Source organism: Mycobacterium sp. IDR2000157661, assembly GCF_022317005.1.
Taxonomy (GTDB): domain Bacteria; phylum Actinomycetota; class Actinomycetes; order Mycobacteriales; family Mycobacteriaceae; genus Mycobacterium.
Window position 1 is genome coordinate 1,228,778 of sequence record NZ_CP081006.1, and the last position, 25,109, is coordinate 1,253,886.

Below are 25,109 nucleotides of genomic sequence, written 5' to 3' on the forward strand. Positions count from 1 at the left end.
GAAGACCGCGTAACCGACCAACTACCCTGTTCGCGTGACGTATTCGCACGCCCACTCGCATTCCCTGCGGGGCCCGGCGCCACTCGGGCCGATGGCCGCCAAGGTGGTCGTCGGGCTGCTGATCGTCATCGGTGTCGCCATGGTGGCCGGCGCGGCGCTGTTGTGGCCGAGCGGCCAGAAGGCCGACATCCCACTGCCGTTCCAGAACGCCGCGGGCGGCGCCGTCACCACCGAGTCTGGTCAGGTGCAGGCGACCACCGCCGCTGCGTGCGCCAGCCCGTCGGTGGGACAGGTGCTCACCGCCGATCCGGTCCCCGCCGAGGGCGACGACCGGCAGTGCGTCCAGGTCTCGGTCGCCATCGAGTCCGGCCCGAATCAGGGCGCCAATACGCTGCTCGAGTTCAGCGGCGGTCCCGGTCAGCCGAATCTGACTGTCGGCGACGACATCAGGCTCAGCCGTCAGGTCGATCCGACCGGCGTCACGACGTACTCGTTCTACGACTACGAACGCACCTGGCCGCTGATCGCACTCGCCGCGGCGTTCGCCGTCGTAGTGGTCGCCGTCGCCGGCTGGCGCGGGCTGCGGGCGCTGGTCGGCATCGTCATCGCGTTCGTCGTGCTGGTGGTGTTCATGTTGCCCGCGCTGCGCGACGGCGCCGCGGCCATCCCCGTGGCGCTGGTGGCCTCGGCGGCGATCCTGTACGCGGTGATCTACCTCGCGCACGGCGTGAGCCTGCGCACCAGCGCCGCCCTGCTAGGCACCCTGACCGCGCTGCTGCTGGCGGCCGTGTTGTCGTGGGGCGCCATCGAGATGACCCACCTCACCGGCCTCTCGGAGGAGGAGAACAACGAGGTGGCCGCGTACCTGGGCAACGTGTCGATCACCGGGCTGCTGCTGGCCGGGTTCATCATCGGCTCGCTTGGCGTGCTCAACGACGTCACCGTCACCCAGGCGTCGACGGTGTTCGAGTTGGCCGCCCTCGACGGCGCGTCCCGACGGGCCGTCTTCGTCGGCGCCATGCGGGTCGGCCGCGACCACATCGCCAGCACGGTGTACACGCTGGTGCTCGCCTATGCGGGCAGCGCCCTGCCGCTGCTGCTGCTGTTCAGCGTGGCCAACCGGTCCCTCGGTGACGTCCTGACCAGCGAGAGCGTGGCCATCGAGATCGCCCGCTCGGCCGTGGGTGGCATCGCGCTGGCACTGTCGGTGCCGCTGACCACCGGGATCGCCGCGGTGCTGGCGACCCCTCAGCGGTCCTCCGCACGCGATGTTGCCGATCCGCATGCACTTGCGGGAGACTCGGACCATGGCCGGCAGGGCCGTCGACGCGGCCAGGGCTTTCGAACGCCAGGCGTGGGCTGAGGTCTATGAGTGTCTCGCCGACGCGAGCGATTCCCTGGACGCCGACTACCTCGAGCGTCTGGCCGTCGCGAGCTACCTTCTCGGTGAGGACGACGAAAGCGCTCGGGCCTGGGAACGGGCCTACGCCGCGTTCCTGACCCACGATCTGCCCGACCGGGCCGCGGAATGCGGCTTCTGGCTGGGACTGACACAGTTGCTGGCAGGCAATGCCGCACGCGGCGGCGGATGGCTCGCGCGGGTGGGTCGGCTCGTCGATGACGCCGGCGTGGATTGCGCCGCGCGGGGCTACCTGCTCGTGGCTGCCGGCCTCGCCGCGTGGACTCGCGAAGAGCCCTCCGCCGCTCTCGAGCTCTTCGGTCAGGCGGCCGAAATCGCGGCCCGGTTCGGCGACAACGACTTGGCGGCGCTCGCCTGGCTGGGCCAGGGGCAGGCGTCAGTGACCAATGGGCAGACGGCACGCGGCCTCGCGCTGCTCGACGAAGCGATGGTGAGCGTCACCGCCGGCGAGGTGTCACCCATTCCCGCCGGCATCGTCTATTGCGGCGTCATCGAGACGTGCATGGGCGTCTTCGACCTGAGCCGAGCCACCGAGTGGACGCGCGCGCTCAGCGATTGGTGCGACGCTCAGCCCGATCTGGTGCCCTACCGCGGCCAGTGCCTGGTGCACCGCTCGCAGATCTTGCAGCTGCACGGCGAATGGGCGAGGGCGACGGCCGCTGCCCGGAAGGCCTGCGACCACCTCTCGCGGAAGGTCCATCCGGCCCTCGGCATGGCCGCCTACCAGCTGGGCGAGCTGCACCGGCTGTGCGGGGCGTTCGACGACGCCGAAACCGCGTACCGGCGCGCTCACCGGCAGGGCCGAGAGCCACTGCCCGGCCTGGCGCTGCTGCACCTGGCCGAGGGCCACGTCGACGCCGCGGCGGCCGGGGTTCGCCGCGCCGTGCGGGCATGCCCCGATCGCTTCGGCCGGCCGGCTGCGCTCGCGGCGCACGCCGAGGTGATGCTGGCGGTCGGCGAGGTCTCGGCGGCGCGCATGAGCGCCGACGAGCTGTCCGTGATCGCCGAAAGCGGCGATGCGCCGTTCCTGCATGCCATCGCCGCGCACACCGAGGGAGCGACGCTGCTCGCCGAGGGTGCGCCCGATCCCGCGCTAGACGCCCTGCACCGGGCCGCCGCGGGGTGGAGCGGTCTGGCGATGCCGTATGAAGCGGCGCGGACTGGCGTCGAGATCGGGCTGGCGTGCCGGGCGCTCGGCGACCACGTCTCGGCCATGCTCGAATTCGACGCCGCGCGAGAGATATTCGGCCGCCTCGGCGCCGAACCCGACCTGCGCCGTCTCGTGCGACTCGGCGAACCGGGACCTGCCCGTGCCGGACGATTGACCGGACGCGAGTGCGAGGTGCTCCGGCTGGTCGCGGCAGGCAACTCGAACCGCGAGATCGGCGCGCGACTGGTTCTCAGCGAGCACACCGTCGCCCGTCACCTGCAGAACATCTACGCCAAGCTCGACCTGTCCTCTCGCGCAGCGGCCACCGCGTACGCCTACGAGCACCACCTGGTCTGAGCGCGGCCCGCTCGTGGTCAGAACGGACCACACCGGTGTTTGTGAGTTGGTGATTACGGTCGACGCGGCCGACGCCGCCGGCTTCGTAGCGTTTCCTCATGACTCAACACATTGATTACCGAGGCCTTCGACGGTCGGAGGCCGAGAGCTACGCCCGCCACTTCGTCCCGCTCATCCCCGCGCCCCTGGCCGCCGATCTGATCGAGACGGCCGCACCACAGCCGGGCGAATTCGCCGTCGACGTCGCGTGCGGAACCGGCGTCGTCACCCGGCTGGTCGCCGAGCGGGTCGGGCCGACCGGAAAGGTCGTCGGAGTGGATCTCGTCCAGGAGATGCTCGACGTCGCCGCGGCCACGCCGTCATCCGGCGCCCCAATCGACTGGCGCCAGGGTGACGCCCAATCGCTCCCCCTTCCGGACGAGTCCTACGACCTGGCGTTGTGTCAACTCGGCCTGATGTTCTTTCCCGACCGGTCCGCAGCCCTGCGTGAAATTCTCCGGGTGCTGTCGCCGGGTGGTCGCTTCGTCGTCAACGTGCCCGCACCGATGCCACGGCTGTTCGAGATCATGGGCGAGGCGCTGGGTCGCCATCTCGACCCCGGTCTCGCCGGTTTCCTCCGGGCCGTCTTCTCGCTGGGTCACGCCCAGCTGCGCGACCTGCTGACCGATGTCGGCTTCCACGACGTGACCATCGAAAGCGCCACCAAGACTTTGGAACTCCCCCCGCCCGAGGTCTTCCTCTGGCGCTACCTCGACGTCACACCCATCGCCGCAGTCATCAGGGAGGCAGACGAAGATCGCCGCAAAGCGCTCGAGGACGACGTCGTCACGCAGTGGCAGGAGTTCGTCGACGGCGACGGCCTCACGCTCGAAGTGTCGGTCGTCACGGCTGCCGCCCGGCGGTAGGCGAGGCTCGGCGGCGCCTAGCGTTCCAGCAGCTCCAGCAGGTAGGCGCCGTAGCCGGACTTGAGCAATGTCTCTGCCCGAGCGGCTAATTGGTCATCGTCGATGAAGCCGACGCGCCAGGCGACCTCCTCGGGCACGCTGATCTTCAGGCCCTGCCTGCGCTCGATGGTGCGCACGTAGTCGCTGGCGTCCAGCAGCGAGTCGAACGTCCCGGTGTCCAGCCACGCCGTTCCGCGGGCGAGCACCTCGACGCGCAGCCGGCCCTGGTTCAGATACGTCTGGTTGATCTCGGTGATCTCCAATTCCCCTCGCGCCGAGGGCTTCAGGCTCCGCGCGACCTCCACGACGTCGCCGTCGTAGAAGTACAGACCCGGCACGGCGTAGTGCGACTTCGGTGTCGCGGGTTTCTCCTCCAGCGACACCGCGGTTCCGTCGGCGGCGAACTCCACGACGCCGTAGGCCGACGGGTTGGCCACCCAGTAGGCGAAGATGGCCCCGCCGCTGATGTCGCCGAACCGGCTCAGGCTGGTGCCCAGGCCGGGCCCGTAGAAGATGTTGTCGCCCAGCACCAGGGCCACCGACTCCCCGCCGATGTGGTCGGCGCCGATCACGAACGCCTGAGCGAGCCCCTCGGGCCGCTGCTGTACGGCATAGGTCAGGTTGATGCCGAAACACGAACCGTCACCGAGCAGCCGGTGGAACGCGGGCGCATCGTCGGGTGTGGTGATCAACAGGATGTCGCGGATGCCCGCCATCATCAGTGTGGACAGCGGATAGTAGATCATCGGCTTGTCGTAGACGGGCACGAGCTGCTTGCTGACACCCATGGTGATCGGGTACAGCCGCGTGCCGGACCCGCCGGCCAGGATGATGCCCCGCATGCGTCAAGCCTAGAACGGCGTGCGCTCCAGCCAGCCCTCCCAGACCGCGGAGTCGCCGAGCACCTCGACGTCGCCGTCGGCGGCGCGGCGGCGACGCACCAGCACCAGCAGTAGGTCCCTGGCCCGCCCACGCAGCGCGACGTCGCCCTTGCCGTGCTCGTGCGACCACCAGAGCCCGTCCTCGTCGTTGACGACGGTCCACTCCCCCGACGGGCCCAGCCCCTCGTCGGTCGCGTGCATGTGCAGCCTGCGACCGCGTTCCACGGGCGGCGAACTCCGCTTGGCCTGCACGGTCATCAGCTCGATCCACTCGCTGACAGCGTCGGCGGCGAGCTCGGCGGGCAGGTCGTAGTCGACCCCCAATGCCAGCGTCGCGTCGGCGTGGTGCACCGTGACCTCGTGCAGCCGCCTTCTGATCCACCACCCCGCGGGCTTGCTGCCGAGAAAGGTCCACACCCGGCAGTCCGGTCCCACCCGGTCGACGGCCTTGACGAGCGCCTCGGCGCCGGCATTGAGCCAGTCCGCCGCACCGTCGGGATCGTCGGGCGGCTTGCCGTCGCGGACCTCGCGCGGATCCAGCGGTTGATAGCGCCTCTCGGCGACAATCTGTGCCGCCCAACGGTTTCCACGGCCAACGTGGGTGAAGAGTTGCTTGAGAGTCCAGTCGGGACAGGTCGGGACGGGGGTCGACGGGTCTGCGTTGCGGATCAGGTCCCCGAAGGCCCGGGTCTGGTCGAGCAACGCCGCTCGGAAATCCACGACCCGAACCTACTCAATACTCGACGCGGAAGCCTCCGATAATGCGGATCTCGTTGCCGTCGGGGTCGGTGAGCTCGGACAATCGCACACCCTTGTTCACCGGGAGGATCTCGCCGGGTTGCAGGCCCCGGGCGCGCACCTCGGCCAGGTGGCGTTCCAGGTCGTCGACGGCGAAGTTGAACAGGCCCCGGCCCGCCCGCGCGGCATCGCTGAAAACCTGCAACCAGGCACCCGGTCGCAGCTGCCACTCGACGAGCGTCGGCATGGGGTTGTTGTCGGCGGCCCGGCCGAACAGGTCGGCGTACCACCGCTCGCTCCTGTCGACGTCGCTCACCGGAACGACGGCCAGTACGTGGTCGATCGACATGCAGTTCCTCCCTTTCGGTGTCGGGAGTACCGACCGGATCAGGACGCCGAACTAATCGGCGCGCGAGCCTTCCCCAGGGTGATCGGCAGCGACGCCCACCCGCGCAACACCCGGGTATGGCGTCGGCCGCCTTCGCCAGCCAGGCGTGCGTCGGGGAAGCGCTCGAAGAACGTGCGCAGGCCCACCTCGCCCTCGGCGCGCGCCAGCGCCGCGCCGAGGCAGAAGTGTCTGCCGCCGGAGAACGACAGGTGCTTGCCCGCGTTGTCGCGTTCGATGTCGAACGCGTTCGGATCGTCGAACACCTGGGGATCGCGGTTGGCACCGGCCAGGTGGATGACGATCATCTCGCCCCGCTTCACCGGAGTGCCCGCCACGTCGACGTCCCTGCTCGCCACGCGTGCCGTCATCTGCACGGGCGAGTCGAAGCGCAGGATCTCCTCGACGGCGTTGGGCCACAGCTCCGGGCGGGCGGCAAGAGTGGCGAGCGGACCGGGATTGTCCAGCAGCAGGCGAATGCCGTTACCCAACAGGTTGACGGTGGTCTCGAAGCCGGCGGCGAGCACCAGGCCCGCGGTGGCCTGCAGCTCACGCTCGCTGAGTCCGGCCCCCTCGTCGGACGCTTGGATCAGCTGGCTCATCAGGTTGTCGCCCGGATTGCTACGCAGCTGGCGCAGATGCTCGGCCAGCCAGACGTTGAAACCGACGACACCCTCCTCCACTTCTTGGTACTGCTGCCACGACAATCCGATGTCCAGGCTCGGGGCGCCCAGCTCACCGAACCGCAGCACCCGCGGCCGGTCCCGGTCCGGCACCCCGAGAATGTCGCTGATCACCGCGATCGGCAGTTGCGAGCAGTACCGCTGGACGACGTCAACGACGTCGTCGCCGGCCTGCCCCTCGAGGTTGTCGAGCAGCTCGTTGGCCGTCTGCTCGACCCGATCGCGCAGGCCCTTCACCGCGCGAGTGGTGAACACCGAGGACACCAGCTTTCGGCAGCGGGTGTGGTCGGGCGGCTCGATCGTCAGCAGCGAAGGCGGTTCGATCGGGTGCAGCAGGCCTCCGTCGGTGCGGCGGACGACCCAGCGCAGCGGCCCTGGCAACTCGCCGCCGAGCGACGTGACACGGAAATCGTCGGACCGCAAGAGGTCGTTGGCGACCTGGTGGTCGAACGTCATCAGCACTGCGCGGCCCCGGATGACCGACCCCTTCGCGCGCTGCTCGTCGGCGAACGCGGTCGGGTTGGCCCGCACTTCCGGATCGGCGATCAGCCGGGCCTGCGGGTCGCCGCGGCGCGCACCGTAGATCGACAGGCCGCGAACCACACCGTGCAGAGCCAGCCACCGGATGCGTTGGCGCATGCGAGTGAGCGCATGCCCATTCTTCCTTTGGCGGCTGAGACCTTCGACCATTGCGACACTCCATCCAACCGAATGACGGTTCGGTTATGTGTTGGCAGCTTACCGAATTACTATTCGGTATGGCAAGGAAGCGGATGCTGGCCCAGGAGCGACGGACTCGCATCCTCGACGCGGCTGTCGAGGTCTTCGCGCAGCGCGGATACGGGGGAGCGAAGATGCAGGACATCGCCTCGCGCGCCGGTGTCGTGCCCTCGGTCCTCTACGACCACTTCGGCTCCAAGCGCGAACTGCACATCACCCTCCTCGACCTGCACGATCAGCAGATGAGAGACCGAACGCTGCGCCGCCTCGAGGGCGCCTCGGCCGAGGAGCTACTCCGTGCCAGCGTCGCCAGTTATTTCGAGTTCGTCGAGAAGGACCCGTTCATCTGGCGGTTCCTGCACCGGGATCCCCCGGCGGACCCGGAGATCGACGCTGTCTGCCGAAGGATCGCCGATCGGGGTACCGCCGACATCGCCGACTTCATCCGGTTCGCCGCGCCGGACGCCAAACCGGTCAAGGGCATCACCCTCGACGAGGCCGCGTGGATCCTGGCCCGCGCCACGCAATCGGCGAGCCACGGCGTGGCCACGTGGTGGTACGAGAACCGCGACGTGCCGCGCGAGCGGGTGGTCGAGCTCGTGTTCATGCTGCTCTGGCAGGGCTTCGACGGAATGCTCAAGCTGGGGTCGGCTGACTGACCCGTTCGACGTTCCTGCCCAGGCTGTGCACCCGCCAACCGGCCGCCGACCAATGATCGATATCGAGGCAGTTGCGGCCGTCGACAACGACTTTCGCCCGTACCGTCGTCGCCAGGTGGGCCGGGTCCAGCTCAACGAACTCACGCCACTCGGTCAGCACCAGCACCGCGTCGGCCCGCTCGCAGGCCTCGAGGGCCGACGTCGAGTAGTTCAGCGTCGGGAACACCCGTCGGGAGTTCTCCATCGCCTTGGGGTCGTAGACGTTGACGGTGGCGCCGTTGAGTTGCAGCATCCCCGCCACGTTGAGCGCGGGCGAGTCCCGCACGTCGTCGGACTCGGGCTTGAACGCCGCACCGAGCACGGCGATGTTGGCACCGAGCAGCGAGCCGCCACACGCCGTGGTCGCCAGTTCCACCATTCGGGTGCGACGGCGCATATTGATGCTGTCCACCTCGCGCAGGAACGTCAGCGCGTGGTTGGCGCCGAGTTCGCCCGCACGCGCCATGAACGCGCGGATGTCCTTCGGCAGGCACCCGCCGCCGAAACCCAGCCCCGCGTTGAGGAAACGCCGCCCGATGCGCGGGTCGTGGCCGAGTGCGTCGGCCAACATGCTGACGTCGGCGTCGACTGCCTCACACACTTCGGCGATCGCGTTGATGAACGAGATCTTGGTTGCCAGGAAGGCGTTGGCGGAGACCTTGACCAGCTCCGCGGTCTGCAGATCGGTCACCAGGAACGGCACGGCGCCGGCCAGCAGCGCCGCGTACATCTCCCGGGCCGCCGCCTCGGCACGAACCGAATCCCGTTGCACTCCAAGCACAATGCGGTCCGGATGAAAGGTGTCGTGCACCGCGAAGCCCTCACGAAGAAACTCGGGATTCCAGGCGACCTCCACGTCGACACCGGCGGGCGCCAACGCGCGTGCCCGGTCGACGAGGTCGGCGGCGGTGCCCACCGGCACCGTCGACTTGCCGATGATCACGGCGGGCCGCTCGAGCAGGGGCACCAGCGTGTCGATCACCGCATGCACGCAACGCAGGTCTGCGCCGTACTCGCCCTTCTTCTGCGGCGTGCCGACTCCGAGGAAGTGCACGTCGGCGAATTCGGCGGCGGCCTCGTAGTCCGTGGTGAACCGCAGCCGGCCAGCAGCGATGTTGTCGCGCAACATCTTCGGCAACCCGGGCTCGTAGAACGGAACGTCACCCGCGGCGAGTTTGGCCACCTTGCCCGGGTCGATGTCGACACCGAGAACCTCGTGACCGAGTTCGGCCATACCGGCCGCGTGGGTGGCCCCGAGATAACCCGTGCCGAAGACGGTGCACCGCATACTGCATCTATAGGCTGCCGCGATGAGCTAACCGCTACGCGACACCAGACGTGCGGCCAACGCCAGGTTACGAGCGACTAACTGCAGAAGATCAGGAAGCAGTTCGATCCGCCACCACCGCGGCCCGACGAACCGCTGGAACCGCCGGAACCGTAGTCACCCGAACCGCGGGAGCCGGAGCCGGGGTAGCCCCCGGATCCGCTTCCCCCGTTCTGCCACGACGGCACCTGCTGGGGGTAGTCGGGCACCTCGGGCGCCTCCGGCGGCGTGTAGGTCGGCTCCGGCGGGGTGTACGTCGGTTTGGGCGGGATGTACGTCTGCTTCGGCGGGGTGTACGTCGGCTTCGGCGGCAGGTACGGCTTCGGGGCACGCCACGGCGGCGCCCACGGATTCTGTTGGCGCGGATAGTAATACGGCGGCGAGACCACCGGCGGCACGTACGCAGGGACCGGAGCCGGCGCCACGACGGGCGGGGCGGGCGGCGGTGCGACCGGTGCCGGCGGCGGCGCGGCGGGTGCGGGCGCGGGAGGCGGCGCCGCGGGCGCGGGCGCTTCGACATAGACCGTTCGCGGAGCCTGCGGTGCGGGCTGCTGCTGCACGACGGGCACCGGCGCCTTGATGGTCTCGGCGGACGGTGGCGCCGGGGCAGGGAGGGGCGGCTGCGCCTCTTGGACCGGCGGCGCGGCCGGAACAACGCTGCTCGGGGCGATCGCGCTCTCGGCGGGGCTGGGCCGCTGGTCGGCGGTCGGGCGAATGCTGACGGCCAGCGAGATGACCAGCGCAACGACGCCGACCACGAAGATGGACGTCAGCGCGCTACCGACAAGCAGGAACGGCTTGCCCTTCTCGGGTGCCGGCGTCAGGTCGGTCCGCGGCTCTAGGGCGTCCGCGTAGCCGCCGTCGCCGCCGACGGGGGCGAGCTGGGTCTCGGCCGCTGCGAATCGGGCGTACACCGAACCCGCGGTGGGACCGTCGGGATCCTGCGAGTAGGCCAGCCCGACCGTGGACGCCTCGAACGCGGGTGCGTGAGCGGCCGCCAACGCGGCGCCGCGGGCCAGCGCGAGTTCCGACTCGTCGGGGGCGTGCACCGGAAGGCTGACCAGATGCGTGAGGTGGTCCTTCACCGAACTGACGTCGACACCGGAACCGACGACGAACAGGCCCTGAGGCGGGGCGTCCTGCCGGTCCACCGCGGCGGCCATGTCGGCCAGAACGGCCATCGCATCGCCGCCGTGCAGCGTGCGGCTGAGCACCTTGACCACCGAGCCGTCGTCGGTCTGGACCACCGACAGCGTGGCGGTGTCACGGTCGATGAACAGCAGCGCGGTGGTGGCGTATCCGACCGCACGTCCGATCGCCTGGGCGAGTGCCGCCGCGGCATGTCCGTCGGAGAACAGCAAGACGTCGTCGAGACCGCGGGCGGCCAACGCGTCGCGCAGCTGCGCGGCCTCGGCGTGGTCGCTCCACGTGACACCGATCGCCTTCAGATCGTGACCGCCCGCTTCGGCGCTCTCCTTGGTACCGAGCACGGCTTCGACCACCGCGCCTGCGGCGCTCGAGCCTTCGCTGGCGGTGATGTCGAAGGTGTCGTGGTCCACGGTCGCACCGTCGGCCTTATCGCCCTCGACCAGCACCATGCGGACCGTCGTAGGTGTCATCGACACACCCAGTACGATGTCCACTACCCCTCCAAAAAGTTTGCTACGCTGCCTAGGTCGGCGAGCGGCACCACATTCCGCACAAGCCGCCGACTAGTCCTTCATCGCCCCGAGCAGCACGCTTGTTACACCCCGACGAACATTTGCTGCGAAGCGATCAGCCTGGCCGGCAGCGGACGGCACGGGTGCTGCCACGCCGGTAGGCCAAACCTTACTCGGATCGACGATCGAGCGCGCCTGTCCGTTCAGTGGTCGTCACCTCGTCATGGTTCGGGCGCCGCGTGGGGACGTGGCCGTGCACACCCTCGGCGTACGCGGTCTCGGCATGCTGGGAGAAGTCGACGCCGGTGGTCTCGTCCTCGGCGCTGACGCGGAAGCCCATCACCCGGTCGATGACCTTGCCGATCACGAACGACACCGCGAACGCGTACAGCGCGACCACCACCACGGCCAGCGACTGCTTGCCGAGTTGAGTGAGCCCGCCGCCGTAGAACAGGCCGGCGGGTCCGCCGGTCATCACCTCGGTGGCGATCAGACCGATGAGCAGAACGCCGACCACACCGCCGACGAAGTGCACTCCGACCACGTCGAGCGAGTCGTCGTAGTTCCACCGGAACTTCAGGCCGACAGCGAATGAGCAGACGACACCGGCCGCCGAGCCGACGATGACGGCGCCCAGGGTGTTTACCGTCCCGCAGGACGGGGTGATGGCGACCAGTCCGGCGATGACGCCCGAGGCCGCGCCGAACGTGGTCGGCTTGCCGTCACGGATTCGCTCGACGGTGATCCAGCCGAGCATGCCGAGGCAACCGGCCACCAGGGTGTTGAGGAAGACCGCGGCCGCGGTGCCGTCGGCGGCCAGCGCCGAGCCGGCGTTGAACCCGAACCAGCCGAACCAAAGCAGGCCGGCGCCGAGGAGCACGAAGGGCAGGTTGTGCGGGCGCATGGCGTCCTTCTTGAAGCCGATGCGCGGGCCGAGCACCAGCGCGAGCGCCAGAGCCGAGGCACCGGAGACGATCTCGACGACGAGACCGCCTGCGTAGTCCAGCGCCCCCAGGTCGAACAGCCAGCCGCCGGGACCCCACACCCAGTGGGCCACGACCGCGTAGACGGCGACGGTCCACATCGGCACGAACACCATCCAGGCCGAAAACCGCGCGCGGTCGGCGATCGCACCGCTGATCAGCGCGGCGGTCACGATCGCGAAGGTCAACTGGAAGGTGGCGAAGAGCAGTTCGGGCACTGCGCCGCGCACCGTGGTCGGGTCGATGCCGAGCATGCCGAAGTGGGTGAGGTTGCCGATCAGACCGCCGCCGGCGTCCTCGGAGAACGCCACGCTGTAGCCGGCGAGCAGCCACGCCACGGTGCACAACGGGATCGAGATGAAGCACATCATGATCATGTTGAGCACGCCCGTGGTGCGCACCATGCCGCCGTAGAAGATGGCCAGGCCCGGCGTCATCAGCAGCACCATGGCGGTGGCGGCCAGCAGCCAGGCGGTGGCAGCGGGATCGATCGCGTCCATCGGGTCTCCTCCCAGTCGGGAAGAGCATTTCGGCCGAAGGTTTCGGCCACGGGGCGAGTGTGTTTCCGAAATGTTTCGTGTTTCGCGGTGATTACCGACTGCTCACCGCGCGTTCTGCTACAGCGACTTGATGAAGTTCTGATAGGACCGCGACGGGGTGGGACCGCGCTGCCCCTGATATTTCGAGCCGGCCTGCGCGCTGCCGTACGGATGCTCGGCCGGGCTGGTCAGCCGCAGGAGGCAGAGCTGACCGATCTTCATGCCGGGCCACAGGGTGATCGGCAGGTTGGCCACGTTGGACAGCTCGAGGGTGATGTGGCCGGAGAAGCCGGGGTCGATGAAGCCGGCGGTGGAGTGGGTCAGCAGGCCGAGCCGGCCGAGCGAGGACTTGCCCTCCAGTCGACCGGCGAGGTCGTCGGGCAGCGTGCACAGTTCCAGCGTCGAGCCGAGCACGAACTCGCCGGGATGCAGCACGAAGGGCTCACCCGGGACCGGCTCGACGAGGCTGGTCAGCTCGTCCTGCTGCTTGGCGGGGTCGATGTGGGTGTAGCGGGTGTTGTTGAACACCCGGAACAGGGCGTCAAGCCGAACGTCGATGCTCGACGGCTGGATCAGCGTGTCGTCGAACGGGTCCAGGCTCAGCCGCTCGGCGGCGATTTCGGCGCGAATGTCGCGATCGGAGAGCAGCACGCGACGAGCGTATCGGCTCGGGTGCTAATCTCCGAGATCACCAAGGCCAGTCAACATGCCGATGTAGTTCAATGGCAGAACATCAGCTTCCCAAGACGCCTCGATGCGTCCGGCGTCGTTCGCTGCAAGTCACTCAAAAACGTTGCCTACCTGCGCATATTCCCTGTTTGGCGTTCACTGTTGTTCGGTGTCGTTGGGGTACGTCTGGTGACGTCGGTTGCAACATCGAATGTGACATCGGGCGCGACAACCTCGCAGGTCACAAGTCCGATTTTGGACTCGGAGTCGAACTCTCTTAGCGTGTCTAAGTAAGGTTCCCGACAACGAACAGGACACGCATCATGACCGCACCCGCGAACGACACACTGACAACCCGCCAGGTCGCTGACAAGGTGGGCACCGACCCCAAGACGCTGCGCACCTTCTTGCGTGCATCGAAGGACTACGAAGCTGTGGGGTCCGGTTCACGCTACGAGTTCACCGCCAAAGACGTAGGCCCGATGAAGGCGAAGTTCGCCAAGTGGGTCAAGGAACGCGAAGCTGCACGTGCCGCCAAGGCCGACGCAAAGATCGCCGCCGAAAAGGTCGAAACGCCCGAAGCGGTCGCCAACGACGACGCGTAACGCTCCACCCGATACGGGCCTTCAGCTCTCCGCTGAGGGTCCGTTTTGGCGAGTGTCGAGGTGTGGCCATCCCGGCTTGTCGAAGTCGTCGGGCCAGTCACCAGACCAATAGATGATGCCGTCGATGTACGTGAACTTCACATGGTGAAGCGACTTCGGAGGCCCCGCGTTCGAGTCACCAGGAATCTTGATCCGAAGGAGCAGTTGAGTGTCGGTGCACTCGTCCTTCAAGATCGACACGAACGCACCGGCGTCCGGTGTCCCCTGCCCGCGGAACGTGCCCTTGTGAAAGAGCAGCACGTGAATGGGCGAGCTGGCCGTCGCATACTCGACGGTGATCAGCGCGGCTGACAGGCTGGCGTTGGGATCGAAGTTCGAGAACTGCTCGTCATAGACCCATTTCCACCCGAACCCGTGATAGTCAATCAACGAGTTCACGCCTTGAACGATTTCTGGCGGTATGCGGTCAGTCACCTCACCAGCGTATCGAATGGCACTGACAGTCTCCGCGAGATCGCCGGTGCGATCATGCGCCGCATGATGACGACCAGACAAACGGCACAGGCCCTCGGGGTTAGCGAGCGAGTGATCTATCGGGTGATCCGAAGGACCGGCGCACGATGGCATCTTGCCCGCGAATGCCGAGGCGGCTCATACCTTTTCAGCAACGAGGACGTACTGTGGCTCGCCGAGGTACTTGGCAAGCGCAATTTGCACTCTCTCAGGGCAACGCTGGGCGTCTGATACACACGCTCGGGCTGCATCGTATGCGTGCGCACGCGCAAGCGCTCACGGGCGCGCATAGGCACAGGGACACATGCCCACACGGGCATACGTCGTGCCCGCGATTGTGGCACAGGTGAACTCAGGCATATAGCCGCATATCAGGCTCCATTTCGGCATATACGAAGCCTTCGCAATTAACTTGTCGGAACTTGGGCACGGTCCGAGCGTCAAAGAGGCTACGGTGTCCGAAAGCGCAGGGTGGGGGGTGGCCCCCAGGGGTCAATCTCCGACGTACCCACTCACAAATTCACAGCGGGTCGTGCCGGTCTTTCCTGCCGGGATGATTGCGCCGCGCCCGTTCTTTCTTCTCCACTTTCTTGCGAGCCAGACGGTCCTGTTGTTGCTCCGCCGTGCGTCGCTGGTGGCATGGTGCACACAGACTGATCAAGTTGTCATCGTCGTTCGTGCCACCTAACTCGATGGGCACTATGTGGTGCACCTCGACGGCGTACACCTCACACCCGTAGTCACGGTCCTGGCACAACCCGCCATCGCGTTTGAGAATGTGCGCACGTATCGCCAACCATCCTCGGCCTTGCATCCGTCCCGTACTTACGTTGCGGCTCTGAGGTTTACGCCGCCTGTGCTGGTGCTTGGTCATACCCATGCGCATACGTTACGTTCCCCCAACTACCAAGGAGCCCACACCCATATCGGATGCAGGCCTCGGTGTTTCGGGTTATGCGACGTACACAATGGCGAGGTCGGACACGTTGTAGACGCGCACGTTGGGATCAGGGTCAATCCCGTCGAGCATCGTCCACGTGAAGTCGTTCACGTCGAAGTCGTCAGCGAGCATTTCTTCGAGCGCTTCGCGTGCAACGTCGGTGTCGGCGGTCATCGCGAAGTATTCATTGGGGTCAGACTCTTCGTCGTCGGACATCAGGAACGCGGTGGTGGTGTTCGTTGTCATGCTTCAATTCTAAGAGACTTCACACCACAACCCAACAGCAAGACGCATGAATCCTGGTGTGGTACAGCATGATCCACTCTTCGCGCTCATGCGTGTCAGAGGTAGTGCTCAGACCTGACATGTTGGGGTACCTACCAATGACGGACGACGCGGGGGAATGGGTACGCCGTCCGACAGAGGTGGGCGCACCTGTTGGGCGGGTGCAGCACCAGATATGCGCCTTTGAGAGAAAGGCCCGGATACATGCGCCGAAACACGTACCCGAACCTTCCTCGTTGCCTGTTCCCCCCTCAACGGCCACATCTCGGGAAAAGGAACAGGACAGTTGTTACGGCGTCTCGTCCGGCACGGTCAACACCTGCACGGCGTCTGGATGATTCAGCGCGATGCCGAACCGGAACGTGGCACGCAGCGCGACGTTGTCCGAGCCGAAGAAGTAATCGTCCGAACGAGCCACGAGCACATCGCCGAATGCCGACAGGATCTGGTTCTTGTCGATGACCATCAGCACGTCCTCGGGCAACGGCGACCGGGTGATGACGGGCAGCGAGAGAAGCGTCTTGGCCCCCGCCTCGGTTCCCGCACCGACCAACGATTCGTTGCTTCCCGTCCCCTTCTTGTACTTCCGCACCGCGGCGTACGCGAGGGGGTTGGCGATGATGTGCGTGGCCTGACCACCCGGGGTGTTCTCGATGAGAGACACCGCGTCCACGATGGCGTCCAGGTTGTCCACGATGTCACCGGCAGCCGAAGCGCGAGCCAGCAAGCCCGCAGGAGGCCACACCTCAGGAGCGACCGGGGCCGGCTGTGCCGCGAACATGGCGTCGGCCTTGTACGTCAGCGCACGCCGGATCTCGTGAGTGATGGTGTCGATCGCCTCGGGCTGCGCGAGCTGTTCCCGCGATACCTTGATGAGTTCGGCGACCTTGACCGTCATGACGACGATCTCGGACCTGTCGGGCTCGGCCTCGGGAATGTCGTCACCCTCACGAACCGGATGCACGTCGTCATCCAGGTTGATCTTGGGAATGCGAACGTACGGCGCATCACCTTCGACCACGCCCGCCTTGTGCGAGCACGTCATGATGAGGGCATCAGGAATGGTTTCCCGGGCGGGCAGGCCCAGGACGTCCATCCCCCATGCGCCCTTTTCAGTAACTTGAACAGTCATTTCTTTCCTTCGGATGAGAGCGCGTTCGAGCGCTCATGGTTTGAATGTCTTACTTGGGTCCACGCCTCCCAGCCGGGTGTGGACAATGCGAGCGGCAGCAGCGCTCAGATAGCGTCGAATGGTCAGACGCTCGGTATTCAATTGCCGTTGTAAGCCTTCGTAAGGCCATCAAGTTAAGGTCATGATGAAGACCCCGTTTTTCAAATCCCGTCGGATTTCCGGTCTTGCCGCGCCCGGAGTGCGTACCAGCATGATGCACCTCGAAAAATTCGAAGGCAACCCCCCGGCGATCCGTCGCTGTGTGCCCTCGTACGCGTCTGATCTATTGCCCCGCAACGATTGTCACGTCACGCGTACGTCAGGCGTGCAGCGTTGACCTCAGCGCCTCCTACGCGTCCTCATCGTCGTCAACATGCGGCGTACCGATAGCGCCACTCGCGTACACGCCTGCACCGGACACCGGATCAATTCCGTCAGGGATCACCGCGTCCAGTACAGAGTTCCCGTTCTCGTCCCACACCGAGGACGGCCCGGCATTGCTCACAATCGAGGTCTTGCCCAACGCAACCTCGCGCATGACGCGCAGCTGCTCGTCCATGTCGTCGCACGACGTACCAAGGTGCTCGTACTTGTGGCGTCCTGACACGCACTTGCTCATGTTTCTTTCCTTTGTTGTCGTTCATGCACATGTACTCGGATCACTCGGATCACTTGGCGCAGTCGGAGCGCCTCTACGGACACTTTTCTTGCGCTCCGAGTGATCCGTTTGAACCGAGTGCTCCGAGTGCATGTGCATGTTCATCACACTGGCAACCCGAGGCGTAGCCAAATGGGCTTCAGGTCCCTCTTTCGGAATCCGCGAGGACCGTTCCTCACGCCTCGAACGCTGTTCACCTTGGCCGCTTCGTGGATCAGCTTTCCCAGGCGCTGAGCGTTGAGATCCCGTGTGTTGTCTCGATCCGTGTCCCTCGCCCAGTACTCAGGGTTATGCGCTATCAAGCGATTGGCCAAGCGCTCGGACGACATGAAGTTCTTGTCCTCTGGCCAGACGGCATGAAGATCCATCATCAGCATGACGCCGATTGGAGGCCTGTTGATCCCGCTTTCTCGCTCAGCGTTGAACTCTGCAATGGCGTGCTTGATCAGCTTGTCCGCCGTGGCACCCCATCGCTCCCCGCCCAGCACAGCAACACGCTTGAGGGCTTTCCACTTCTCCTTCAAACGGTTCTTGCATTCGGCTGGCAGTTCGACTCGCGACGTGCCCGGCACCTGATCTCGGACGGTTTCAGCCCATTCAGCGATCCTGTCGTGAAGCTCCTTCGCCTCGTCCTCGATCTCGTCCCAGTCGGATTCCTCGACGTCTTCGCCACCGGGCATCATCACGATATGGATGCTGCGACTACGGGTGTCGTCAGGCAGCTGGGGACGATTACCGGCCATAGCCACCGGTGCAAACGTCGGCAACTTCATCGGGATGAAAGCACCGCCCTCACCCTTCACCATCAAGATGCGAGCACCTCCGACGCGGTAACCCGAGTTCAGGATGGCGATGAGGTCGTTCACTCCTTCCTTGTCGGGTTTGAGCGCTCGGTCGACTTCGTCGAGAAGCACTGTCGCCATGCTGTGTTGCAGGATGCGAGGCAAGACCGCGGGCGTCATCGACGCTGCCTGCACCGGGTTGTGGCAGAGACGGTTCATATGGTCGAGGAGCGTCGTTTTACCGGACTCAGGCGCGATACTCCCGATCATCAGTCGAGGCGTGGACTTGAGTTCAGCGACCAGGTGAGTGTGCAAGATCCATAGCGTGATGATGTCCAGGTCATCGGGGTTCATCACATTGACGAACCTCTCTATCCAGGTCCGCACGTCATCGAATAGCTGCTCGCTGTCGATCTTTCGCCGCCGTTTCTGAGGCGCCATCAGTCCTCGCTCTCTTTCACTAATTGCTTGAGCACCTGATACGGCACGTTCTTCAAGGACGGATGCCGAAAGAACGCCGCCTTCGTGCGTGCCCATTCAGGCTGTTGCTTGCATTCCCAGAGAATCCGTCGAGCGCGTCTCAGCCGATGCGCCGGCACAGGCCTCGTGTGGGCATGAAGCTTTCCGTCTTTGTCGTAAGTGAACGTCGTCGGACCTTTGCATTTCTCGGGCGATAGTTCGTTGATTCGCAGGTCTGGCGTCCTACGGTCACTTCCCCTTGCCATTTTGCTTTTCCGCTTCAGCTTTGCGTCGAGCTTTTAGACGCGCCTTCGATGCTCGTTGCCGAGCAATTTCTTTCGCTCTGTATTCCGGGTCTTGCATCCGGCGACGACGACGCTCGTTGAACCCCTCCAGATACTTTTCATATCCCGGATCTCCTTTCTTGGGAGGCGGCATTTTTACTCCTTTCAATTCCTACTGGTGTACTGCGTGTCACTACTGTCGCACAGAAGAACTCCGGCGCTATTGACAGCGAATTGACGTGCGGTGATGCATCGAATGGCATTTATCTACCAAGCATCCCCACGCAATTCACTCATGGGGACGTTGGCTGTTATTCAGGTTGTTATTGCAGGCGCTGAGATCGCTTCAGGCGTCCGTTTGATGCAAACGTGTGTCATTCCTCCGACGCGCTGAGTAAGTCGCGCCATTCATCGTCCAGACGCTCGACAGGAGCGACCAGCACCTGCATGTGGCCGTTCTCGCACTCGATGACGTGCCGCGAGAACACGTAGTCCCCGTTCGTGTTGTACGTCGAGTGCAACGACGTGATCGGCCCACAGCACGTAACACATTGGGGCAACTCGCTGCCCTCCAACAGAACCGAGACCTCGGTCGTGCTCACAGCACACCCACCCGCCCATTACGCGGTGGACGTGCCTGGCGCTCGATTACGTCTCCGATGAAGAGGCCGTGTTCGGGGCATCGCCAGGCGAAGAATGCGATTCCGGTCGCCCACCCGAGGACCGGGTCATCCTCACGCTTGAACTCGAAGCGGCAACGCGGCTGTGACGGGGCATCGCATTTCGGGCAAGGCCTGACTTCGAAAGGCGGGTGGTCCTCTGTGGAATCCCATGCGCACCCAGGAGGCATGTACCGAAACTCCTCAGGGACATTCGCAGACGGGTCATTCGGCGACCAGTTCCTGAACTCCCACAGGAGGTATTCGTCGTCGGTCACTGCCTCTTCCTTTCTTTGAGGCGGTCGAGCACCTTGTCCCGCTCGGTGTGGTCATTGACGGGAATGCCTGTCTTGCTGGCGTTGTCGCGCTTGGCCGTTGACGACTTGACGGGCGCGCCAGGTCGTGCCGCCTTGATGAGTTCACGTTGGGCCTTAGCGCTCATACGGCACCCGACACCTTGGTCACGAACTCATGCCAGTTGGTGAAGGGCAGCCACGTCTTTCCGTTCATGTGCTGCATCCACGAGATTAGGTCGAATTCTGTTTGGAGGGACGCAATCTCGATGTGGTATCCATTGCCTCGCTGACGGCACCTGTCATGGAATGCCAGCCAGGGAACGGAGCTATACCCGGCTTCGTTGTTGAAGTCGAAGGAGACATCGAGGCCACTCACCCCGTTGGCAACCTGGTCTCGCTCACGCTTGTTTTCTGCCCGCAGTGTCCGAAACGCTTCGTGGTCGTCAGCTACGACGTATCCATCTCGCTTCACCTGGCGATTGCATACCGCACAGTCCAGAGGCCTCAGTTTCTTACTCCCCGTCGCCGCGCTCATTCGCCGTCCGCCAGTTCCTTGAGCGCGGACGCCGGAATCCGACGCAGCTTGCCGATCTTGACGCTGCGGATCTCGCTCTCGCGGATCATCGCGTAGATCTTCCCGCGGCCACACCCGAGAATCCGTGCTGCCTGATCGACTGTGTACAGACGTTCTGCCTGGGTAACTCCCATTTCTTACGTTCCTATCTTGTTGGTTTGACACAGTGGCGCTGCGTTCGTCGTCAATCGTACACGGTCAATCCGGCGTAGAGAGTTCTGATATTGTGTCGATATGACATCGCCACCTACGCCCGAACAGATACGCGCTCAGATCGCGAGCGCTGTACGCGCTACGCGTGAACAACGAGGGTTGTCCGCCTCAGCACTTGCGGACGCCACCGAGGGAGTTATCACCCGAGACACCATCGCCAACCTGGAATCAGGACGTAAGCGCGTCATCGACGTAGGTGAGGTCATCGTCCTCGCGAAAGCCCTTGGTGTGTCGCCACTGTCGCTGATCTATCCCCCGTCGCCATCGAACGCCGAAGGTGCCCTTGCCTTTTCGGGATATGACAACGACGACGACCCGATGAAGGACCTGTATCACCTGCACGACGCCCGCGAATGGCTCGCGTTCGATGACGCAGCCCCAGCACGACAGGGCTACAGGATCGCGCTCAGGGCCGCCAAGAAGGCCGGATGGGTGGAGGACTGATGGCCACACGGCAGCTGTTCAAGAAGGTCGACGTTCGCAATCGCACGACGGGCAAGGTCGAGACGCGCTACGAGGTGCTCACCGATGCAGGCAAGGACCCCATCACCGGTAAGCGCCGTCAGGTGCGTCGTCGGTTCAAGACGGAAAAGGAAGCTCGCGAAGCGCTTTCGTCGGTTCGCACCGACGCGTCCAAGGGGACGTTCGTCGCACGCAAGACGTTGACCGTCGCTCAGGCGGTCGATGACTTTCTGGCTGCTCGTCACAACCTGAGAGCTACGTCGCTGTCCAAGCTGACCTATGACCTCGACGTGCTCAAACAGTTCTACGGCGACCTCAACCTCCAATCCCTGACGAAGGCTCACATCGACCGGATGGTCCGTTCTCTCGTAGAGGGTGGGACTACCACACCCGCGACTGCGAAGTTTCCGAAGGGCCGGACGCGCAAGCCGTGGGGACCGAAGGCTGTGAACAAAGTCATCAGCGCCACGGCGCGACTCCTCGAGGATTCACACCGACAGGGCCTCGTACCGCGCAACGTCGCCGCCTCAGTGACCCGTGTCGCGTCGTCCCATCAATCGCTCGACACGTTCACACCCGGCGAGGTCAAAGAGTTCCTGTCAAAGCTCGACGACGACCGCCTGGCGCACGCGTGGCACCTTGCACTCACAGGTTTGCGTCGTGGCGAGATCGCTGGGCTTCGATGGTCCGACGTTGACTTCGACGCCCGAACGCTGAGCATCGTCAACAACCGCGTGAGCGCTGGTGGCCGCTCAGTCGAGAACGACCCGAAGTCGCACACGTCGAGGCGCACGCTTCCGCTCCCAGATCGTCTCGTCGTCGCCTTGCGTGATGCGCGTGAGCGTCAACGTGTCGAACGCACCGAGGCCGGCTCTGCGTACCGCTCAGGCGCGTATGTCGTGTCCAACGAGGTCGGCGACCCCTACTCCCCCGCCGTGCTGTCCCGGTACTGGCGCGATGCCCTCGCCCGGTGTGGGATGAGGCACCTGAAGCTGCACGGCGCACGACACACCGCGGCCACGCTCATGCACCTCGATGGGGTGCCTACAGCCGTCATCGCCGCATACATCGGACACAACGATCCGGCCCTGACCATGAGGTTGTATGCTCACTCGCAAGACGACGCCCTGCGCGCCGCTGCGAACGCTTTGCAACACTGAGTGCAACATCGACTCCGATGATGCTGGGCATTCGAGTGCGTATGCGCAGGTCAGAGTCACCCTCGCCGATGTAGTTCAATGGCAGAACATCAGCTTCCCAAGCTGAATACGCGGGTTCGATTCCCGTCATCGGCTCCAACTTGAGCGGCGCATATTTCGATCGACCGGTGGTTGACAACCGGTACCGCGGGTATGGGATAACTCGGGCTGCGTGTCTGCGCGGCGTCAGCGATACGCCGAGGGGGCGCCACACCAATGGACAGCTATTCCGCCATGCCAGTGAGCGTCGGAAGCCCGCCGCACGACGAGTTCCGCCGCGGTGAGCGTCCGATCTCACCCGACGAGGACCCGTTCTACCGAGCGCCCGAGGGCTACAAGGACGCCGAACCGGGCACGGTGTTGCGCTCGCGCGACGTCACGATCGGATTTCTCGGTCTCATCAGTCAGCGAGTGAACGCCACTCAGTTGCTGTACCGCACCACGAACCTGCACGAAGAACCGGAAGTAGCCGTGACGACCGTGCTTGTCCCCGCGCAGCGCGCGTCCGAAGCCGCTTATCCGGTGCTCTCTTATCAATGCGCGATCGACGCCGTGGCATCGCGCTGTTTCCCTTCGTTCGCCATGCGGCGCGGCGCGGGACCAATTGGTGCGTTTGTCCAAGCCGAGTACTTATTGGTGACCGCTGCGCTGGCCGAAGGCTGGGCGGTTTGCGTACCGGATCACGAAGGCTGTCATGGTATGTGGGGCGCCCCCGTCGAGCCCGGCTACCGGATTCTGGACGGGCTACGAGCCGCGATGCGGTGCGAGCGCTTGGAATTGTCGCCGTCCGCGCCGGTGGGTCTGTGGGGATATTCCGGAGGAGGCTTGGCTTCGGCGTGGGCGGCCGAATTGTGTGAGCGATATGCGCCAGAGCTCAATATCGTTGGCGCAGCTCTAGGTTCGCCCGTCGGCGATCCTGGAAAAGTGGCGCGGCGCCTCAACGGCAGCTTCTTCGCCGGTCTCGCCGCGCTGATGATCTCCGCGTTGACGCAAGTCTTCCCCGGCGCGCAGAACGTCGTCGACGAGCACGCGACCGACGAGGGCAAGGCGTTGCTCCACGAGTTGCAGACGTTGACGACGGCGCAAGCGGTATGGCAGTTGCGCAACGTCGACATCGGGTCCTACGTCGACATGACGGCCGACGAGTTGTGGGACCTACCCGAAGTGCGCCACATCTTCGACGAGACCAAGCTCGGCAAGTCCAGGCCCAAGCCGCCCGTGTTGGTCATCCAGGCGGTGCACGACGAAATCATCAGCGTCACCGATGTCGATGCACTGGTGGCCGAATATGAACGCATTGGTGCAGCGGTCACCTATCACCGCGACCGATTCTGTGGTCATCTTCTGTTGCATCCATTGTCGGCGCCCATGACGCTGAGGTGGCTGCGTGAGCGATTCACGGACCGGCCGGTCAACGAGCACAGAACACGCACGGTGTGGCCGACGATGTTCAACCCGTCGACGTACTTGGGCATGGTCAGGATGGGCGTCATCACAGCAAAGGTCGTCCTCGGGCGTCCCATCGAACGCCAGCCGCTGTCGACGACGGATGCCCGTTGACTCAGCCGCGGTTCCTCCGAAACAAGCGGCCTCACGGATTCTCAAGCTGATCAGGCGGGTTCCATTCCCGTCATCGGCTCCACATCATCGCCGCTGAGATCACTCATCGTCGGCTGGCTGCGGGGGCGGACGCTATTGCGCCAGGAATCCCCCGTTCTGCTCGGCCCATCCGGGCTGCGGCAATTGCGTCTGGTAGGCGCTGGCGTGTGAGCCCTTCGGCCGTCCCTCCAGATCGAAGACGAAGGCCCGGATGCTCTCCGTCCCGCCATCCACACCGATCAGATAGGCCATATCCCCCCCGTTCCACAAAGGGGTGACTGTGGCGGGTTTCATCCCGTCGTGGCAAGAGCGTCATAAGCGGATGCAAGCAAACGAGGTGGAGATGTGCCAGCGCTCCTGCCCATGCTGAATACGCGAGTTAGCGGCCGATCCCGCCGATGGGTCGAGGGGTTTGAGGAGTCGGCGGCGGGGACATGATGAAGCGATGGGCCTGTTACCGACACCGGATGTGACGATCGCCGACGCCGACGTCGAGGATGCGTTGTGTCGCGCCGTGCGAATCATCAATCCGCTGCTGGACGCGCTGTGGGGCACCGATCCGCTTGGTCTCAAGAAAGGTCGTACCGGCCCGGCAGATACGCCGCTGGCAAAGGTTGCCGGCGGGCTCTCATGTGCGCTCAATGCCGCCGACGTCCCCGGTACACCGGCGTGGGACGACATGGCCGTCGACGACCGCATCGATTGGTGGGTGCGGCGGGTCGGCGCGCTGAACACCGTGGCAGTGGCGTTCCCCGGAGTCCTCGGCGTGGTGGGCCGCCGGCTGCCGATCCAGGATCTTCTCGGCTTCGCCAACCAGGCCATCGTGTTGTGCGCGGTGGCACGCGAGTTGGGCGTTTCGCAGCGCGGGGCGCAGGTTCGCATGCTGGCCGCGGTGCTGTGCGATCGCGACCTCTCCAATGTCGCCGAGGACGCGGGCGCCGACGAGCCCCCGGAGGAGATCCGCCGCACGCCGAGGGGCATCGCCAAAGCCCTGTGGAATCTGGTCGGCCTGTTCGACGCCATCGGCGACGAACTCGCCAAGCGCAAGCAGCCGCGCGCACCCTTTCGGTACCTCGGCATGCTGCCCGGCGTCGGCGCCGTCGTCGACTACTTCGGCGAATACGGCGCCCTGGTCCGCGCGGCCAAGGCGGGACGGCAGTGGCTCGACGACCGCGCGGAGGCGACTGCACCCTGATGCACGGTGCTCGGGCGATTCGCAGCACGCCCCGGCGGGTATCCGTGATGGCCGCTGGCG

30 protein-coding genes and 1 tRNA gene are annotated in these 25,109 nt (G+C 65.2%); 11 read left to right on the forward strand and 20 right to left on the reverse strand.

Annotated elements, in window-relative coordinates; genetic code table 11:
* Positions 1-34: 34 nt before the first annotated feature.
* From K3G64_RS06925 to K3G64_RS06935, 3 genes are all read left to right on the forward strand, one after another.
* Positions 35-1,363, forward strand: a complete 1,329-nt coding sequence (locus tag K3G64_RS06925; RefSeq protein WP_238889928.1) for a YibE/F family protein — start codon at positions 35-37, stop codon at positions 1,361-1,363.
* Positions 1,308-2,927 carry a helix-turn-helix domain-containing protein gene (locus K3G64_RS06930; protein WP_238889929.1) on the forward strand — a complete coding sequence of 540 codons (1,620 nt, stop codon included), beginning with the start codon at positions 1,308-1,310 and terminating at the stop codon, positions 2,925-2,927. Before K3G64_RS06925 ends, K3G64_RS06930 begins: the two co-directional genes overlap by 56 nt.
* A 98-nt stretch (positions 2,928-3,025) precedes the next feature.
* Complete coding sequence (locus tag K3G64_RS06935; RefSeq protein WP_238889930.1) at positions 3,026-3,832, forward strand: methyltransferase domain-containing protein; 807 nt, start codon at positions 3,026-3,028, stop codon at positions 3,830-3,832.
* A 17-nt stretch (positions 3,833-3,849) separates the two neighbouring features.
* Here the strand turns inward: K3G64_RS06935 and rfbA are convergent, their stop codons facing one another.
* Genes rfbA through K3G64_RS06955 form a run of 4 tightly spaced genes read right to left on the reverse strand, consistent with a single transcriptional unit; the run spans position 3,850 to position 7,197 of the window.
* Positions 3,850-4,713, reverse strand: a complete 864-nt coding sequence (gene rfbA, locus K3G64_RS06940) for a glucose-1-phosphate thymidylyltransferase RfbA (protein ID WP_238889931.1) — start codon at positions 4,711-4,713, stop codon at positions 3,850-3,852.
* Positions 4,714-4,722: 9 nt separating this feature from the next.
* Positions 4,723-5,472 carry a maleylpyruvate isomerase family mycothiol-dependent enzyme gene (locus tag K3G64_RS06945; protein WP_238889932.1) on the reverse strand — a complete coding sequence of 250 codons (750 nt, stop codon included), beginning with the start codon at positions 5,470-5,472 and terminating at the stop codon, positions 4,723-4,725.
* 13 nt (positions 5,473-5,485) lie between these two features.
* Entirely contained in the window at positions 5,486-5,839 is a 354-nt protein-coding gene (locus tag K3G64_RS06950; protein WP_238889933.1) for a VOC family protein, read from the reverse strand.
* A 38-nt stretch (positions 5,840-5,877) separates the two neighbouring features.
* On the reverse strand, positions 5,878-7,197 hold the full coding sequence (locus K3G64_RS06955; protein WP_238889934.1) for a cytochrome P450: 1,320 nt from the start codon (positions 7,195-7,197) through the stop codon (positions 5,878-5,880).
* Positions 7,198-7,316: 119 nt separating this feature from the next.
* On the opposite strand from K3G64_RS06955, the gene K3G64_RS06960 reads away from it, so the two are divergent.
* Complete coding sequence (locus tag K3G64_RS06960) at positions 7,317-7,937, forward strand: TetR/AcrR family transcriptional regulator (protein WP_238889935.1); 621 nt, start codon at positions 7,317-7,319, stop codon at positions 7,935-7,937.
* Here the strand turns inward: K3G64_RS06960 and K3G64_RS06965 are convergent.
* From K3G64_RS06965 to dcd, 4 genes are all read right to left on the reverse strand, one after another.
* On the reverse strand, positions 7,915-9,264 hold the full coding sequence (locus tag K3G64_RS06965) for a UDP-glucose dehydrogenase family protein (protein ID WP_238889936.1): 1,350 nt from the start codon (positions 9,262-9,264) through the stop codon (positions 7,915-7,917). The genes K3G64_RS06960 and K3G64_RS06965 overlap by 23 nt on opposite strands.
* 77 nt (positions 9,265-9,341) lie before the next feature.
* A complete protein-coding gene (locus K3G64_RS06970; RefSeq protein ID WP_238889937.1) occupies positions 9,342-10,946 on the reverse strand; it encodes a DUF7159 family protein in 1,605 nt (534 codons plus the stop codon).
* A gap of 187 nt (positions 10,947-11,133) precedes the next feature.
* Positions 11,134-12,447: an ammonium transporter gene (locus K3G64_RS06975; protein ID WP_238889938.1), complete on the reverse strand. Its 1,314-nt coding sequence runs from the start codon at positions 12,445-12,447 to the stop codon at positions 11,134-11,136.
* Positions 12,448-12,564: 117 nt separating this feature from the next.
* Complete coding sequence (gene dcd / locus K3G64_RS06980) at positions 12,565-13,137, reverse strand: dCTP deaminase (RefSeq protein WP_238889940.1); 573 nt, start codon at positions 13,135-13,137, stop codon at positions 12,565-12,567.
* Positions 13,138-13,478: 341 nt separating this feature from the next.
* Between dcd and K3G64_RS06985 the strand changes: the two genes are divergently transcribed.
* Positions 13,479-13,760, forward strand: coding sequence for a hypothetical protein (locus K3G64_RS06985; protein ID WP_238889942.1), 282 nt, complete (start codon positions 13,479-13,481; stop codon positions 13,758-13,760).
* Between the two features lie 21 nt (positions 13,761-13,781).
* On the opposite strand, the gene K3G64_RS06990 is transcribed toward K3G64_RS06985, so the two are convergent.
* Positions 13,782-14,198: an LppP/LprE family lipoprotein gene (locus K3G64_RS06990; RefSeq protein ID WP_238889944.1), complete on the reverse strand. Its 417-nt coding sequence runs from the start codon at positions 14,196-14,198 to the stop codon at positions 13,782-13,784.
* 3 nt (positions 14,199-14,201) lie between these two features.
* Here K3G64_RS06990 and K3G64_RS06995 point away from each other — a divergent pair, with 3 nt between their 5' ends.
* Entirely contained in the window at positions 14,202-14,504 is a 303-nt protein-coding gene (locus K3G64_RS06995; RefSeq protein WP_238889946.1) for a helix-turn-helix domain-containing protein, read from the forward strand.
* A gap of 289 nt (positions 14,505-14,793) precedes the next feature.
* Here K3G64_RS06995 and K3G64_RS25640 read toward each other — a convergent pair whose 3' ends face one another.
* The 10 genes from K3G64_RS25640 to K3G64_RS07040 all read right to left on the reverse strand — a co-directional run bounded on the left by K3G64_RS25640 (position 14,794) and on the right by K3G64_RS07040 (position 20,431).
* The gene (locus tag K3G64_RS25640) at positions 14,794-15,159 is read right to left on the reverse strand and encodes an HNH endonuclease (RefSeq protein WP_370647118.1); all 366 of its coding nucleotides are present in this window, start codon (positions 15,157-15,159) and stop codon (positions 14,794-14,796) included.
* Between the two features lie 66 nt (positions 15,160-15,225).
* On the reverse strand, positions 15,226-15,459 hold the full coding sequence (locus K3G64_RS07000) for a hypothetical protein (RefSeq protein WP_238889948.1): 234 nt from the start codon (positions 15,457-15,459) through the stop codon (positions 15,226-15,228).
* Between the two features lie 328 nt (positions 15,460-15,787).
* Positions 15,788-16,630: a phage major capsid protein gene (locus K3G64_RS07005; RefSeq protein WP_238889950.1), complete on the reverse strand. Its 843-nt coding sequence runs from the start codon at positions 16,628-16,630 to the stop codon at positions 15,788-15,790.
* A gap of 388 nt (positions 16,631-17,018) precedes the next feature.
* The gene (locus tag K3G64_RS07010; RefSeq protein ID WP_238889952.1) at positions 17,019-17,288 is read right to left on the reverse strand and encodes a hypothetical protein; all 270 of its coding nucleotides are present in this window, start codon (positions 17,286-17,288) and stop codon (positions 17,019-17,021) included.
* Positions 17,289-17,431: 143 nt separating this feature from the next.
* Positions 17,432-18,646 (reverse strand): DUF3631 domain-containing protein, encoded by a 1,215-nt coding sequence (locus tag K3G64_RS07015; RefSeq protein ID WP_238889954.1) that lies wholly within the window; start codon positions 18,644-18,646, stop codon positions 17,432-17,434.
* A gap of 171 nt (positions 18,647-18,817) precedes the next feature.
* Positions 18,818-19,006, reverse strand: coding sequence for a hypothetical protein (locus K3G64_RS07020; RefSeq protein ID WP_238889956.1), 189 nt, complete (start codon positions 19,004-19,006; stop codon positions 18,818-18,820).
* A gap of 220 nt (positions 19,007-19,226) precedes the next feature.
* On the reverse strand, positions 19,227-19,454 hold the full coding sequence (locus K3G64_RS07025) for a hypothetical protein (RefSeq protein WP_238889958.1): 228 nt from the start codon (positions 19,452-19,454) through the stop codon (positions 19,227-19,229).
* A gap of 331 nt (positions 19,455-19,785) precedes the next feature.
* Positions 19,786-19,953, reverse strand: coding sequence for a hypothetical protein (locus tag K3G64_RS07030; RefSeq protein WP_238889960.1), 168 nt, complete (start codon positions 19,951-19,953; stop codon positions 19,786-19,788).
* A complete protein-coding gene (locus tag K3G64_RS07035) occupies positions 19,950-20,279 on the reverse strand; it encodes a hypothetical protein (RefSeq protein WP_238889962.1) in 330 nt (109 codons plus the stop codon). Before K3G64_RS07035 ends, K3G64_RS07030 begins: the two co-directional genes overlap by 4 nt.
* 59 nt (positions 20,280-20,338) lie before the next feature.
* Positions 20,339-20,431, reverse strand: coding sequence for a hypothetical protein (locus K3G64_RS07040; RefSeq protein ID WP_238889964.1), 93 nt, complete (start codon positions 20,429-20,431; stop codon positions 20,339-20,341).
* 184 nt (positions 20,432-20,615) lie between these two features.
* On the opposite strand from K3G64_RS07040, the gene K3G64_RS07045 reads away from it, so the two are divergent.
* The 4 genes from K3G64_RS07045 (at position 20,616) to K3G64_RS07060 (ending at position 23,815) form a co-directional block, all read left to right on the forward strand.
* A complete protein-coding gene (locus K3G64_RS07045) occupies positions 20,616-21,038 on the forward strand; it encodes a helix-turn-helix domain-containing protein (protein ID WP_255727903.1) in 423 nt (140 codons plus the stop codon).
* Entirely contained in the window at positions 21,038-22,216 is a 1,179-nt protein-coding gene (locus tag K3G64_RS07050; protein ID WP_238889968.1) for a site-specific integrase, read from the forward strand. Before K3G64_RS07045 ends, K3G64_RS07050 begins: the two co-directional genes overlap by 1 nt.
* A 64-nt stretch (positions 22,217-22,280) precedes the next feature.
* Positions 22,281-22,354: transfer RNA gene (locus K3G64_RS07055), tRNA-Gly, on the forward strand.
* Positions 22,355-22,471: 117 nt separating this feature from the next.
* Entirely contained in the window at positions 22,472-23,815 is a 1,344-nt protein-coding gene (locus K3G64_RS07060; protein ID WP_238889970.1) for a lipase family protein, read from the forward strand.
* A gap of 132 nt (positions 23,816-23,947) precedes the next feature.
* On the opposite strand, the gene K3G64_RS07065 is transcribed toward K3G64_RS07060, so the two are convergent.
* On the reverse strand, positions 23,948-24,106 hold the full coding sequence (locus K3G64_RS07065) for an FGGY family carbohydrate kinase (RefSeq protein ID WP_238889971.1): 159 nt from the start codon (positions 24,104-24,106) through the stop codon (positions 23,948-23,950).
* A gap of 193 nt (positions 24,107-24,299) precedes the next feature.
* Between K3G64_RS07065 and K3G64_RS07070 the strand changes: the two genes are divergently transcribed.
* The gene (locus K3G64_RS07070) at positions 24,300-25,049 is read left to right on the forward strand and encodes a hypothetical protein (protein WP_238889973.1); all 750 of its coding nucleotides are present in this window, start codon (positions 24,300-24,302) and stop codon (positions 25,047-25,049) included.
* Positions 25,050-25,109: the final 60 nt, after the last annotated feature.

Coding starts and splice junctions, on each gene's coding strand:
- K3G64_RS07070 (WP_238889973.1), top strand. CDS start 24,300: ATGGGCCTGTTACCGACACCGGATGTGACGATCGCCGACGCCGACGTC.
- K3G64_RS07020 (WP_238889956.1), bottom strand. CDS start 19,006: ATGCCGCCTCCCAAGAAAGGAGATCCGGGATATGAAAAGTATCTGGAG.
- K3G64_RS07045 (WP_255727903.1), top strand. CDS start 20,616: ATGACATCGCCACCTACGCCCGAACAGATACGCGCTCAGATCGCGAGC.
- K3G64_RS07015 (WP_238889954.1), bottom strand. CDS start 18,646: ATGGGCACGCACGAAGGCGGCGTTCTTTCGGCATCCGTCCTTGAAGAA.
- K3G64_RS06955 (WP_238889934.1), bottom strand. CDS start 7,197: ATGCGCCAACGCATCCGGTGGCTGGCTCTGCACGGTGTGGTTCGCGGC.
- K3G64_RS07065 (WP_238889971.1), bottom strand. CDS start 24,106: ATGGCCTATCTGATCGGTGTGGATGGCGGGACGGAGAGCATCCGGGCC.
- K3G64_RS06930 (WP_238889929.1), top strand. CDS start 1,308: ATGGCCGGCAGGGCCGTCGACGCGGCCAGGGCTTTCGAACGCCAGGCG.
- K3G64_RS06975 (WP_238889938.1), bottom strand. CDS start 12,447: ATGGACGCGATCGATCCCGCTGCCACCGCCTGGCTGCTGGCCGCCACC.
- K3G64_RS07050 (WP_238889968.1), top strand. CDS start 21,038: ATGGCCACACGGCAGCTGTTCAAGAAGGTCGACGTTCGCAATCGCACG.
- K3G64_RS25640 (WP_370647118.1), bottom strand. CDS start 15,159: ATGCGCATGGGTATGACCAAGCACCAGCACAGGCGGCGTAAACCTCAG.
- K3G64_RS07030 (WP_238889960.1), bottom strand. CDS start 19,953: ATGAGCGCTAAGGCCCAACGTGAACTCATCAAGGCGGCACGACCTGGC.
- K3G64_RS07010 (WP_238889952.1), bottom strand. CDS start 17,288: ATGAGCAAGTGCGTGTCAGGACGCCACAAGTACGAGCACCTTGGTACG.
- K3G64_RS06985 (WP_238889942.1), top strand. CDS start 13,479: ATGACCGCACCCGCGAACGACACACTGACAACCCGCCAGGTCGCTGAC.
- K3G64_RS07000 (WP_238889948.1), bottom strand. CDS start 15,459: ATGACAACGAACACCACCACCGCGTTCCTGATGTCCGACGACGAAGAG.
- K3G64_RS07005 (WP_238889950.1), bottom strand. CDS start 16,630: ATGACTGTTCAAGTTACTGAAAAGGGCGCATGGGGGATGGACGTCCTG.
- K3G64_RS06960 (WP_238889935.1), top strand. CDS start 7,317: ATGGCAAGGAAGCGGATGCTGGCCCAGGAGCGACGGACTCGCATCCTC.
- K3G64_RS07060 (WP_238889970.1), top strand. CDS start 22,472: ATGGACAGCTATTCCGCCATGCCAGTGAGCGTCGGAAGCCCGCCGCAC.
- K3G64_RS07040 (WP_238889964.1), bottom strand. CDS start 20,431: ATGATCCGCGAGAGCGAGATCCGCAGCGTCAAGATCGGCAAGCTGCGT.
- rfbA (WP_238889931.1), bottom strand. CDS start 4,713: ATGCGGGGCATCATCCTGGCCGGCGGGTCCGGCACGCGGCTGTACCCG.
- K3G64_RS06950 (WP_238889933.1), bottom strand. CDS start 5,839: ATGTCGATCGACCACGTACTGGCCGTCGTTCCGGTGAGCGACGTCGAC.
- K3G64_RS06935 (WP_238889930.1), top strand. CDS start 3,026: ATGACTCAACACATTGATTACCGAGGCCTTCGACGGTCGGAGGCCGAG.
- K3G64_RS06965 (WP_238889936.1), bottom strand. CDS start 9,264: ATGCGGTGCACCGTCTTCGGCACGGGTTATCTCGGGGCCACCCACGCG.